Annotated in this window: 13 protein-coding genes and 2 riboswitches; of the genes, 4 read left to right on the top strand and 9 right to left on the bottom strand. The window is 30.8% G+C overall.

Features of this window, described 5'->3' with window-relative positions; translation table 11 throughout:
* Nucleotides 1–43: 43 nt before the first annotated feature.
* Both dapA and dapB read left to right on the top strand, forming a co-directional pair.
* Nucleotides 44–925 carry a 4-hydroxy-tetrahydrodipicolinate synthase gene (gene dapA / locus CURI_RS05965; protein WP_014967329.1) on the top strand — a complete coding sequence of 294 codons (882 nt, stop codon included), beginning with the start codon at nucleotides 44–46 and terminating at the stop codon, nucleotides 923–925.
* An 11-nt stretch (nucleotides 926–936) separates the two neighbouring features.
* A complete protein-coding gene (dapB, locus tag CURI_RS05960; RefSeq protein WP_014967328.1) occupies nucleotides 937–1,692 on the top strand; it encodes a 4-hydroxy-tetrahydrodipicolinate reductase in 756 nt (251 codons plus the stop codon).
* Between the two features lie 187 nt (nucleotides 1,693–1,879).
* On the opposite strand, the gene CURI_RS05955 is transcribed toward dapB, so the two are convergent.
* From CURI_RS05955 to CURI_RS05915, 9 genes are all read right to left on the bottom strand, one after another.
* Nucleotides 1,880–3,121: a M16 family metallopeptidase gene (locus tag CURI_RS05955; protein WP_014967327.1), complete on the bottom strand. Its 1,242-nt coding sequence runs from the start codon at nucleotides 3,119–3,121 to the stop codon at nucleotides 1,880–1,882.
* Between the two features lie 215 nt (nucleotides 3,122–3,336).
* Nucleotides 3,337–4,041, bottom strand: coding sequence for an ABC transporter ATP-binding protein (locus CURI_RS05950; RefSeq protein WP_014967326.1), 705 nt, complete (start codon nucleotides 4,039–4,041; stop codon nucleotides 3,337–3,339).
* A 14-nt stretch (nucleotides 4,042–4,055) separates the two neighbouring features.
* Complete coding sequence (locus CURI_RS05945) at nucleotides 4,056–4,814, bottom strand: ABC transporter ATP-binding protein (protein WP_014967325.1); 759 nt, start codon at nucleotides 4,812–4,814, stop codon at nucleotides 4,056–4,058.
* A 6-nt stretch (nucleotides 4,815–4,820) separates the two neighbouring features.
* Complete coding sequence (locus CURI_RS05940) at nucleotides 4,821–5,807, bottom strand: branched-chain amino acid ABC transporter permease (RefSeq protein ID WP_014967324.1); 987 nt, start codon at nucleotides 5,805–5,807, stop codon at nucleotides 4,821–4,823.
* Between the two features lie 11 nt (nucleotides 5,808–5,818).
* Complete coding sequence (locus CURI_RS05935) at nucleotides 5,819–6,694, bottom strand: branched-chain amino acid ABC transporter permease (protein WP_014967323.1); 876 nt, start codon at nucleotides 6,692–6,694, stop codon at nucleotides 5,819–5,821.
* 110 nt (nucleotides 6,695–6,804) lie between these two features.
* The gene (locus CURI_RS05930) at nucleotides 6,805–7,965 is read right to left on the bottom strand and encodes an ABC transporter substrate-binding protein (RefSeq protein WP_014967322.1); all 1,161 of its coding nucleotides are present in this window, start codon (nucleotides 7,963–7,965) and stop codon (nucleotides 6,805–6,807) included.
* A 247-nt stretch (nucleotides 7,966–8,212) separates the two neighbouring features.
* Complete coding sequence (locus CURI_RS05925) at nucleotides 8,213–8,965, bottom strand: gamma-glutamyl-gamma-aminobutyrate hydrolase family protein (protein WP_014967321.1); 753 nt, start codon at nucleotides 8,963–8,965, stop codon at nucleotides 8,213–8,215.
* Between the two features lie 156 nt (nucleotides 8,966–9,121).
* A complete protein-coding gene (locus tag CURI_RS05920; RefSeq protein ID WP_014967320.1) occupies nucleotides 9,122–10,300 on the bottom strand; it encodes a MalY/PatB family protein in 1,179 nt (392 codons plus the stop codon).
* Between the two features lie 17 nt (nucleotides 10,301–10,317).
* Entirely contained in the window at nucleotides 10,318–11,595 is a 1,278-nt protein-coding gene (locus tag CURI_RS05915; protein WP_014967319.1) for an O-acetylhomoserine aminocarboxypropyltransferase/cysteine synthase family protein, read from the bottom strand.
* Nucleotides 11,596–11,669: 74 nt separating this feature from the next.
* Nucleotides 11,670–11,773: riboswitch (SAM riboswitch) on the bottom strand.
* Between the two features lie 176 nt (nucleotides 11,774–11,949).
* Nucleotides 11,950–12,050, top strand: a riboswitch (TPP riboswitch).
* 123 nt (nucleotides 12,051–12,173) lie between these two features.
* Between CURI_RS05915 and thiS the strand changes: the two genes are divergently transcribed.
* Together thiS and CURI_RS05905 are read left to right on the top strand one after the other, a co-directional pair.
* Complete coding sequence (thiS, locus tag CURI_RS05910; RefSeq protein ID WP_014967318.1) at nucleotides 12,174–12,374, top strand: sulfur carrier protein ThiS; 201 nt, start codon at nucleotides 12,174–12,176, stop codon at nucleotides 12,372–12,374.
* A 4-nt stretch (nucleotides 12,375–12,378) separates the two neighbouring features.
* The gene (locus tag CURI_RS05905; protein ID WP_014967317.1) at nucleotides 12,379–13,149 is read left to right on the top strand and encodes a thiazole synthase; all 771 of its coding nucleotides are present in this window, start codon (nucleotides 12,379–12,381) and stop codon (nucleotides 13,147–13,149) included.
* Nucleotides 13,150–13,166: the final 17 nt, after the last annotated feature.

Below are 13,166 nucleotides of genomic sequence, written 5' to 3'. Positions count from 1 at the left end.
AGTAATACTATTTAATTTTAATTATTTTTAGGAGGTTTTGTTAATGAAACTTTTCGAAGGTTCAGGCGTGGCCATTGTAACTCCATTTACTAAAGACAACAAAGTAGACTATGTTACATTATCTGAATTAATAGAATTTCATATAGAAAATCAAACAGATGCTATAGTAATATGTGGAACTACTGGTGAGTCTGCTACTCTATCTGATAAAGAACATAAAGAAACTATAGAATTCACTGTTAAACAAGTTAATGGACGTATTCCCGTTATAGCTGGTGTAGGAAGTAATGATACTAGCTATGCAATAAATCTAAGTAAATTTGCTGAAAGTGTAGGAGCTGATGCTTTACTTACAGTAACTCCTTACTATAATAAAGCTTCTCAAAAAGGTCTTATTAAACACTTTACAGCAATTGCAGACAGTGTAAATACACCTATAATTCTTTATAATGTACCTGGAAGAACTGGAGTAAGCATTCAAGCTAAAACTGTTGCCGAACTTTCTAAGCATAAAAACATAGCTGGTATAAAAGAAGCAAGTGGTGACTTAGGATTAGTTATTGAAATAGCTAGACTATGCCCTGAAGATTTTTATATATATTCAGGAAACGATGATATAGTGGTTCCTACACTATCCATTGGTGGTAAAGGAGTCATTTCAGTAGTAGCTAATATACTACCTAAAGAAACTCATGATATGGTTGCCAGTTACTTAAATGGTGATATAGATAAAGCTAGAAAACTTCAACTTAGTTTAAAAGAACTTATTGATGCTTTATTTATAGAACCTAACCCAATTCCTATAAAAACTGCTATGAACTTATTAGGTAAAGAAGTTGGAGATTTAAGATTACCACTATGTGAAATGTCAGATGAAAACTTAAAAGCATTAACTAGCAGTATGACAAACTATGGCTTATTATAAGGAGGAGTTTAATGATTAAATTAATCCTTTGTGGATGCAGCGGACAAATGGGAAAGGTTATTATTGACCAAGTAAACGAAATGGATAACTTTAAGATAGTTGCAGGAATGGATAGAAGCGAAGAACAAAATTATGATTTTCCTGTATTTAACGATATAAATGACTTTGATGGAGAAGCCGATGCTATTATAGACTTCTCTAATCCTTCTACACTTCCTAAACTTTTAAAGTATTCTACAGAGAAAAATGTACCATTAGTTGTAGCTTCTACTGGATACTCTTATGAAGAAATTAAGAATATAGAAGAAGCTTCTAAAAAGGTAGCGATACTTTATTCTGGAAATATGTCTTTAGGAATAAATGTTCTACTAAGCTTAGTTAAAAAAGCAGCTTCTGCTTTAGAAGGCTTTGATATTGAAGTTATAGAAAAGCATCACAATAAAAAAGTTGACTCTCCGAGTGGTACAGCTTATATGATAGCTAGTGCTATAAACGAAGAGTTTAATAATGAGAAAGAATTTGTGTACGGAAGATACGGAAACGATACTAAGAGACAACCTAAAGAAATAGGTATTCACGCTGTACGTGGTGGTAGTATAGTTGGAGAACACTCTGTTATATTTGCGGGTATAGATGAAATCGTTGAAATCAAACATACTGCCATGTCTAAAAAAATATTTGCAGTTGGCTCTATAAATGCTGCTAAGTTTATAGCAGACAAAGAACCTAGACTATATAGTATGGATGATTTATTTAAGGAAGTTTAAAGGAGAATAGCAAAGCTATTCTCCTTTTTATTTTCTAGGAAATATTTTATATGCTTCATGTTAAACTTTCACTTTAAGGCCTAAATGGCTTATTTACTATATTTCTTACCTTAAAGTAGTTCTTTAACCTTCTTTTATTAATTAAGTTAAAGTCGACTTAACGCAATTACATTAATTAATATTAAACTTATTTACTTAATAATATATGGATAGTTGGATTTGAAAGTACACTTTTTGCTACATCGTATATCATATCTCCATCTATATAGTTTAGCCTTTCTAAATCATCTAAGAAAGCATCTATTTGTTTTCCTGATAATTTTTGATGTAAAGCATAGTTACACAATGATTCTATATCTTCAATCATAGATATTATTCCCGTTCTCATAACTTTTTTCATTAGAATTATATTCTTCTCATCTATATTTATATTTTTAGATAATATATTGTTTATGATACTATCTATAGTTTCTCTTGCTTCTTTTACATCATCTTCACCTATTGATGTATATATATATAATGTTTTTATATACTCAGTTCCATCTATATCAGAATAAACATCGTATGCCATTCCTCTTTTCTCTCTTAGTTCTCTAAATAGTATAGAATTTGCACTTTCTCCCAACTTATAATTTAATATTTCTAAAGCTAGTTCCTGGTTTCTATTTAGTCCATAAAATGTATATAGATATGTGATGGTGTTTTGTTCTATATCTTTTTTATAAGTCGTCTTCTCAATTTCTATATTTTTTTCTTCTATTATATTTGTTTTTAAAATCTCTCTTCTTTCCCAATCATTAAAGTATTTTTCTGCCATATTTCTAATTTCTTCATGATCATAAGATGATACTATGCTAATAACACAGTTGTTAGGTAAATAATATCCTTTATAAAAGTTCATTAAACTTTCTCTAGTAAAAGAATTTATATTTTCTTCACTTCCAGCAATATCATACCTAAGGTGACTTTTCTCAAATGCATACTCATTAGCTTTAGTATAACTTAAGTGTTCTACATCATCTAAACCATTTCTTATTTCCGCTAATATTACAGTTTTTTCTTTTTCTATTTCTTCCTCTGGTAATATAGATTTGATTATAATATCTGAAATAATGTCTATTGAACTTTCTAACTCTTCCTTTAAAGCTGTTATACCAAATACTGTAGATGTGTAAGTTGTATATGCATTATATGATCCAGCTCTATCTTCTAAATCTTGATTTATCTCTTCATTAGTCCTCTTTTTAGTTCCTTTAAATATCATGTGTTCTATAAAGTGGCTCATACCTTTTTCATTTATCTTTTCGTTTATAGGGCCTACATTTATACCTAATTGTACGGTTGCTATTTTAGTATTTTTCTTTATAGATATAATTTTTATACCATTTTCTAATTCATATTCTTTTGAATCTAGCATCTCTATATTCATTTTATTTTACCTCTACTTTTTTACTTTATAAATACTATTCTATATTAACATATCTAATGATAAAAATTAAGACTGACCCTACACAATAATATAAAGAGTCAGTCTTAATAAAGTAAATAATCGAAAATCACTACTCATAAGGATACTTAGATCCCTATCAGTCGCTGAATAAGTAGCTCACACAATGCCAAAAAACATTGAAATTAGTCTGCTGCTTAAGCTCCTAAATAAGCCTTTTTAACTTCTTCATTTCCTAGTAATTCTTTTGCATCTCCCGAAAGTACTATTTTACCTGTTTCTAGTACGTATGCTCTATTGGCTATAGATAAAGCCATATTTGCATTTTGTTCAACTAGTAATACTGTCATTCCAGTACTATTTATCTCTTGTATTATATCAAATATCTGTCTTACTAATATAGGTGCTAGTCCCATAGATGGCTCGTCCATTAGGATTATTTGTGGATTTGACATAAGTGCTCTTGCTATAGCCAACATTTGTTGCTCTCCACCACTCAACGTACCAGCAAGTTGTTTTTTTCTTTCAAATAATCTTGGAAATCGTGAGTATGCATTTTCAAATCCTTCTTTAATTTTATCTTTATTATTCTTTGTAAACGCCCCAAGTTCTAAATTTTCTTCAACTGTCATTTCCGAAAATACTCTTCTTCCTTCTGGAACATGCGCAAGTCCCTTACCTACGATTTTATGTGGATCTAAAGAAAGTATATTTTCTCCGTTATATTCTACTACTCCTTCTTTAGGCTTTATCATTCCAGATAGTGATTGAAGTATGGTAGTTTTTCCTGCACCATTAGCACCTATAAGTGTAACTATCTCACCTTTTTTAACTTCAAAACTAATACCTTTTATAGCATTTATCATGCCATAGTATACTTGTAAATCTTTTACCTTTAGCATATATAGTTAGCCTCCTATTCTCCTAGATAAGCCTTAATAACTTCTTTATTATTTTTAATTTCATCAGGAGTTCCTTCTGCAAGAATTACACCATAGTTTAATACTATTAAACGTTCACAAATTCCCATAACTAAGTTCATATCATGTTCTATTAAAAGTATTGCTGTATCAAACTTATCTCTAATAAAATGTATAGTATTCATTAATTCCATAGTTTCTTGTGGATTCATTCCGGCTGCTGGCTCATCTAACATAAGAACTTTAGGATCTGTAGCAAGTGCTCTTGCTATTTCTAATTTTCTTTGTTTTCCATATGGTAAGTTTTTAGCAGTTTCATAAGCTAAGTCTTCCATCTCAAATATTTTTAAAAGCTCTTTTCCCTTTAAGTCTATTTCTTTTTCTTCTTTCCAGTACCTAGGTAGTCTAAGTATACCTTCAGCAATAGAATACTTCATCTGTTTTTGAAAAGCTATTTTAACATTTTCTAAAACTGTTAAGTCATCAAATAGTCTTATATTTTGAAAAGTTCTAGCTATTCCTCTATTTACTATTTGGTGTGGCTTTAACCCAACCACACTTTCTCCATTTATAACTATATCTCCATTAGTAGGAATATAAACCCCTGTTAGCATATTAAAAGTTGTAGTCTTACCAGCCCCATTTGGACCTATAAGACCAACTATTTCTTTTTCGTTTATATTTAAACTAAAATTTTCTACTGCCTTTAATCCACCAAACATTATACCTATGTTTTTGGCTTCTAAAAATGCCATAGCTATTCACTCCTTTAACCTTCTAGTTTGACTTTGCATTTTCTTTTTTCTTATAATTAAATTGTGTATAGAAAATTCACTTGTTCCAAAGAGACCTGAAGGCTTAAATAACATCATTACAATTAATAAAATAGAGTAAATTAATAATCTATAAGTCGAAAATTCTCTTAAAGCTTCTGGCAATAATGTGAGAAGTATAGCTGCTATTATAGATCCTGTTATGCTTCCCATTCCTCCTAGAACTACTATAACCAGTATCTCTATAGAATACATAAATCCAAACTTAGATGGGCTTAAAACTGACATATAGTGTGCATATAGCCCTCCTGCAATTCCCGCAAAGAATGCAGATAAAACGAATCCAAATATTTTATAGAACGCTGTTGGTACACCTACTGCATTTGCTGCTATCTCATTCTCTCTTACCGATATTATACTTCTACCATGTCTTGATCTCATCAGAGAGAACATTAATACTACAGTTATTATTGTTACCCAGTAAACATGACTAAAGTTTGTTAGAGGAAGTATTCCCTTTAAACCTTTAGCTCCTCCAGTTATTTCTAAGTTATTTATGATAACACGAATCATTTCTCCAAATCCAAGTGTTATTATAGCTAAATAATCACCTTCTAATCTTAAAGCTGGTACACCTATTATAATTCCAAATACAGCGGCTATAATTCCGCCTATTATCATAGACACTACAAGTTGTAAAGTATCTGACTGTATATTCATATTCATTGTAGCTATAGCAGCCGTATATGCTCCTATACCCATGAATCCAGCATGTCCCAGCGCAAGCTGTCCTAAAAATCCAGTAGTTAAGTTAAGACTTACTGCTAATATTATATTTATTCCTATCATTATTATAATACCTTGCTGATACCTATCTATTTGTCCACCATTGATCAGATTTACTAGTAAGATATACAAGAGTACTATACCTATACCATTTATAATGTATCCTTTAACCCTTTTATTTATATTCATAGTTTTGTCACCTACACTTTCTCACGTGTATTTTTACCAAACAATCCAGTTGGTTTTACTATAAGTACTACTATTAATATTCCAAATACTACTGCATCTGATAACTGACTAGATATATATGCTCTTGTAAAACTTTCAGCTACCCCCATTATTACTCCTCCAACCATAGCTCCTGGTATAATACCTATACCTCCAAGTACTGCTGCGATAAACGCTTTCAGACCTGGCATCATCCCCATATATGGCTCTATTAGTGGATAAGCTATACTGAAAAGTATTCCTCCAACAGCGGCAAGTGCTGAACCTATAGCAAATGTAGCTGATATAGTTTTGTTTATATCGATTCCCATAAGCATAGCTGCATTTTGATCTTGAGATACTGCTCTCATTGCTTTTCCTGTTTTGGTATTCTTTATGAAGAAATGTAGTCCTACCATCAATATAAATGATACTACTATACTTAATATAGTTAATCCTTCTATTTTAACACTTCCTATATGGATTGGGCTTAATTTGATTATTTCAGGAAAAGGTCTTCCATCTGGTTTAAATAATATCATAAATAAATTTTGTAGAAGTATACTTACAGCAATTGCTGTTATAAGTGCTGATATACGTGGTGCATTTCTTAATGGTTTATATGCAAGCTTCTCTATTATTACACCTATAATTGCACATATTAGCATAGAAAGTAATATAGTTAACCATATTGGCATACCTGAATTTATAAGAAAATATGCAGAGTATGCGCCGATCATCAAAATTTCTCCATGAGCAAAGTTTATAAGTTTAACTATACCATAAACCATAGTGTATCCTAAAGCTATTAATGCATATATACTCCCTACATGAAGCCCATTAAAAAGCTGTTGAATAAATTCTTCCATTCATATCCCTTCTTTCTATTTATAAAAAGTAATATCAATAAACACATAATAGGAAACCATAACCCTAGGTTATAATTTCCTATTATGATCTATTTCTAAATTACTACATATTACTTTTTAATTTCTAATTTATTTTCTCCGTTCCCTATTCTTATAATAGAAACTGGCTTTATAGGATTTCTATTTTTATCAAACTTAGTGTGTCCAGAAACTAATTCTAAGTCTGTATTTTTCATAGCTTCTACAACTTTTTCTCTATCAGTGCTTCCTGCTTTGTTCATAGCTTCTAATAAAGTAGTAGCAGCATCATATCCTAATGCAGCAAATGCGCTAGGTTTTTCTTTATATTTTTCTTCATATGCTTTTATAAAGTTTTGTACAACTTCACTTGTATCATCCGTTGCGTAGTGATTAGAGAAATAAGATTTTTCTATAATGCTATTATCAATCTTACCTATAACTCCATCCCAACCATCTCCGCCTAAGAATGTTGACTCTATTCCTACTTCTCTTGCTTGTTTAGTTATTAGTGCTATTTTTTCATAATAATCTGGTATTACTAATACATCTGCATTTTTTCCTTTTATGCTTGTAAGTATTGATTTAAAATCTTTATCTTGTTTAGTGTATCCTTCACTAGCTACTACCTTTCCACCAGCTTTTTCAAATGTTTCTTTAAAAGCTTTTGCTAGTCCATCACTATAATCTGAACTTGTGTTGTATATTATTGCAGCTGTCTTAGCTTTTAAGTCTTCTCCAGCAAATTCTGCCATTTTACTTCCTTGAAAAGTATCTGTATAACATGAACGGAATATATTTTCTCCTTCTTCTGTTATATTCTTATCCGCTGTAGATGTTGCAGTTATCATTGGTATACCTTCCCTTGCTGCTAAAGGTGCTATCGCTGATGTGTTTGTACTAATAACAGCTCCTAATATACCATCTACTTTGTCACTACTAACAAGTCTATTATAAGCATTTACAGCTTCATTATCGTCACCTTTATCATCATAAGGAATTAACTTTACTTGTTTTCCTAGTACCCCACCTTTTTCATTATACTGTTCTATAGCTAATTTATAACCGTTTAAAGCAGCTTTACCATACACTGCAACTTCTCCTGTTTCAGGCGCTATTGCTCCTATTTTAATTACATCTGACTCTACCTTTGCACCATCTTTTCCATTTTCTTTTTGTCCACATCCAGCTAGTATAGTTGCACTCATTACAAGTGTCATTCCTACAGCCAGTAGTTTTTTAATCCTAGACATTTATTAATCCTCCTTGAAAAAATTATTCTTGTTTTTTATATTCTTTATACTTTTATACATTAAAGTACTAATTCATTATACAAAATTCGCGCTAAAAAATCAATTTGAACTTTATAATCTCAGGATGTTTTTAAGTATTTATAAAATTAACTTTTTTTCAGAAACATTTATATTTAATCATTATACTATTATTTGCCTCAATAGTAAATGAAAACCTCTTACAAGTTAAAGTAAGAGGTTTAATTTATTATATATTATATTCTAATTCTACTTTTACACTTTTATCGATAAACTCTTTGAATATATTTAACATATTCTCATCATTATTCATAGCCATTTCCTCTGGATGCCATTGTACTCCTACTACAAAATCTCTTCCACCCATCTCTACAGCTTCTATTACTCCATCCTTAGATGTTGCAATAACTCTTAAACCTTTTCCGAGCTCTTTTATACACTGATGATGTATACTATTAACCAGTATAGTGTTTCCTAAAATTTTTTCCAAAATGCTATTTTTAACTATCTTTATGCTATGATATGGTTCATATCTCTTTGATATCTGATTATGCTTTATAGTTTTAGATGGTACTTGTTCCATGTCTTGATAAAGAGTCCCTCCACAAACTACATTTAATAGTTGGTGTCCCCTACACACTCCTAATATTGGTTTGTGTAAGTTCAGTGCCATTCTAGTTACTTTTATTTGATATTCATCTTCTTTTGAGTTTACGAACCCTAATTTCTCATACGGTTCTTCTCCATAATAAATAGGATGTATGTCTGCTCCACCACATAAAAGTAAACCATCACATAGTTCTATCTGTCTTTTTATGTCTAGTATTTCATTTATGTGTGGAAGAACTATAGGTATACCTCCTACTTTTTCTACACAATTTACATACTTTTCACTAGTAAATACTCGTTCAGTAGATTCCATGATATTTTTTCCACTTTCATTTGATAAACTTCCTACTACTCCTATTATTGGCTTTTTCAAGACTTGTCTCCTTTATATCTCTTTTTTATTATAAATTTATATTATTCAAATTAATTGTCGTTGAAGTGTATAATAGTAATTATATCATAATATATTTTATAATAAAATCAATTTTTAGGATTTTAATCCTATACTATAAGAGTATGCTTGTTTACCTTATATGTTTAAAGCTTTTTCTATTCTTTTTAAACCTTCTTCTATTATACTTCTTGGAGATGCTATGTTAAGTCTTGCAAATCCTACATATTGGCTACCGAATGTAGTACCATCATTTAATCCTACTTTTGCTTTGTTTATTAAAAAGTCTTTTAGCTCATCTTGATCCTCAAATAGCTCTCTAAAATCTAACCACATTAAGTATGTTCCTTCAAGATTAAAAGTCTTTATTTTTGGTAATCTTTCTTTTATAAATTGTTCTACAAACTTAGCATTTTCTTCTAGATAGTCTACAAGCTCATCTACCCAATCTTCACCATATTCATAAACTGCTGCTCCTGCGTTTATGCTAAACACGTTTTCAGCACTTATATTGAGTTTAGTTAGCACAAGTCTAACTTTCTGTCTAATATCTTCATTTGGTATTAGAATATTAGAATAATAAAGTCCTGCTATATTAAAAGTTTTACTTGGAGCAGTTGCTACTATTATATTGTCATAGTATTCTTTAGGAAAAGTCATTAATGAATTAAATTGGTTACCTTTATATATTATATCTCCATGTATCTCATCTGAGAAAACAAGTATATTATGTTCTTTACATATGTTCATTATTTTTTCTAGATCTTCCCTATTCCATACTCTACCTACAGGATTATGAGGATTACATAGTAAAAGCATTTTTATATTTCCGTTTTTAATTTTATATTCTAAGTCATCAAAGTCAATTTCATACTTTCCATCTTTTAAAATTAGAGGATTTTCTACTAATTTTCTATCATTATTCTTAACAGAGTTAAAAAAAGGTGGATATACTGGTGGCTGTATCATTATTTCGTCACCTTCATTTGTTAATGATTGAATAGCTGCACATATAGCAGGCACAACCCCCGGAGTATTTACTATCCATTCTTCTTTAACATCATATCTATATCTACTTTTACACCACTCTATGAATGGTTTTCTATGCTTAGATTCTGTTAATGTATATCCATATATTCCATGTTTTGCTCTTTTTTCTATAACTTCTACAGCTTCCCTAGGAGGTGCAAAGTCCATATCTGCTATCCAAAGTGGTATTAAGTCATTCGTTCCAAAGTATTTATATGCACCATCCCATTTGTTTGAATAAGTTCCCATTCTATCTATTACTTCATCAAAGTTATATTTCTTACTCATTAAAATCTCCCTTTCCTTTATATATTCTTTAATGCATTTTCTAAGTCTTCTATCAAGTCGTCTACATTTTCTATACCAACTGACATTCTTATAAGATCTGGTGAAACACCTGCTACTATTTGTTCTTCTTCCGTTAATTGTTGATGTGTAGTTGATGCTGCATGTATTATAAGTGACTTAGCATCTCCTACATTTGCTAAATGTGAAAATATCTCTACAGATTCTATTAATTTTTTACTTGCCTCATATCCACCTTTAAGTCCAAAAGCAAATATACTTCCTGATCCTTTAGGCAAATATTTTTTAGCTATTTCATGATATTTATTTGTTTTAAGTGCAGGATATTTCACCCATGCTACTTTTTCATGATTTTCTAAATATTCAGCTATTTTTTTTGCATTCTCTACGTGTCTTTCCATTCTAAGCGAAAGAGTCTCTATTCCCTGTAAAATTAGAAATCCATTAAACGGAGATAGACAGGCTCCTATGTCACTCATAAGTGTATTTCTTGTTCTTGTAATATAAGCAGTTTCTCCGAACTGCTCGTAGAACTTTACTCCTTTAAATCTATCTTGTGCTTCTGTAAGCTGAGGGAATTTTCCGTTATCCCAATTGAATTTTCCACTATCAATTAGTATCCCGCCTATGCTAGTTCCATGACCTCCTAAAAATTTAGTAAGTGAATGAACTACTATGTCTGCTCCAAATTCTATCGGTCTACAAAGATAAGGTGTAGCAAATGTATTATCTACTATTAGTGGTACTTTATTTTCATGTGATATATTAGCTATTTCTTCTATATCAGATACATTTATTTCTGGATTTCCTATAGTTTCTATGAATACTGCTTTAGTTTTATCTGTTATTACTCCCCTAAGCTCATCTAAATTGTCAGGATTAAAATACTTAACATTTATACCAAGGTCTTTAAAAGTATAATTAAAAAGAGTTACTGTCCCTCCGTATAAAGTTGATGATGCTACTATCTCATCCCCCGCCTTTGCTAGACCTAATATTGCATAAGTTATAGCTGCCATTCCAGATGACGTTACTAATGTAGATAATCCACCTTCTAACTGTGCTAATCTATTTCCTAATATCTCAAACACAGGATTTCTAGTTCTAGAGTAAGCATATCCGAATTTTTTTAATGCAAAAATATCTGCAGCGTCTTCTGTATCATCAAATAAATAAGATGCTGTTTGATAAATTGGTACTGCTCTAGATTTAGCTTCTCTATCTATAGTTTGCCCTCCATGAAGTTGTATAGTTTCAAATCGTAATTTTTTGTCCATTTACCTAGCCTCCTAATTTTCTATAATAAAAAATCTTCCTACTATTGTTCAGTAGGAAGATAATCTTCTGTTTCGTCTTATCTATCAGGATCCTACCTGCTGGATGTAGCACCTTCAAGAAATTCTCTTGGGTTGCTGGGCTTCACAGGGCCAGTCCCTCCACCTCTCTGGATAAGAATATTTTATTATCAAATATGTACCATATATTATAGATTATTATATAGTCTTAATAATATTCTGTCAACTTTATTTTTTATAATTCTTATAGGTATTATAGAGATTACTTTTTATATCTTTACAAAAATAAAATAATAAACTATAATTGTGTTAAATCATATAAAGAAAAATATAATAACATCGAGCTAGGGGAGCCTTTTGGCTGAGAAGGTTTAAAAACCTGACCCTTTGAACCTGATATGGTTAGAACCATCGTAGGAAAGCTTATATTTAGTTTACTTTATAATAGTAGATTATTTTTGCTATATATTATTTTGCATACTATAAGGCTTACCTAGAGGTAAGCCTTTTTTGTATTCTCAACAGTATTAAAGAGTTTTATTTAGAAGGTGGTGATATAAATGAACATTTTTATAAATGGTCAGAAAGAAGTTATAGAAGAAAGTATAACTCTTTTAGATTATTTAATATCCAAAGGACTTTATCCAAATAATGTAGTGGTTGAATATAATCTTAATGTACTTAGAAGTGAAGATTGGGCTAATACAGTATTAAAAGAAAATGATAGCTTAGAAGTTTTAAGCTTTGTAGGAGGAGGTTGATAATATGTCCGATAAACTAATAATTGGTGGAAAAGAGTTTAGTAGTAGATTGCTTGTTGGAACTGGTAAATATTCTTCCGATAAGCTTATTCCACAAGTCTTGGAAAAATCTAAATCTGAAATCATTACGGTTGCTTTAAGAAGAGTAAATTTTAGTTCTGATTCAGAAAATATACTAAGTTACATACCTAAAGGTATCCAACTTCTCCCTAATACATCTGGAGCAAGAAATGCTGAAGAAGCAATACGAATAGCTAGACTTGCAAGGGCAACAGGATGTGGAGATTGGATTAAAATAGAAGTTATTTCAGACAATAAATATCTTCTTCCTGATGGATATGAAACTATAAAGGCTACTGAAGTTCTAGCATCTGAAGGATTCGTAGTCCTTCCATATATAAGTCCAGATCTTATGGTGGCAAAAGAGCTTGTTAATGTAGGGGCTGCTACTGTTATGCCTTTAGGTTCTCCTATCGGATCAAATAGAGGTATACAGACTAGAGAGCTAATTAGAATACTCATAGATGAAATACCTATTCCAGTAATTGTAGATGCAGGTATAGGTAAGCCCTCTGATGCTTGTGAAGCTATGGAAATGGGTGCTGATGCTTGCCTTTTAAATACAGCTATAGCTTCATCTAATGACCCTATACTTATGGCTCAAGCTTTTGGTAGTGCGGTTGAAGCTGGAAGAAAGGCTTACCTTGCAGGACTTGGAGAAGTAAATATAACAGCAAGTGCATCTTCTCCACTTACAGGTTTTTTAAACGAATAATTTGATAAAGAAGGTTA

The sequence above is a fragment of the Gottschalkia acidurici 9a genome, assembly GCF_000299355.1.
GTDB classification, from domain to species: domain Bacteria; phylum Bacillota; class Clostridia; order Tissierellales; family Gottschalkiaceae; genus Gottschalkia; species Gottschalkia acidurici.
The sequence above is the reverse complement of the archived record's forward strand: the minus strand, read 5'-3'. Positions and strand labels throughout refer to the sequence as shown.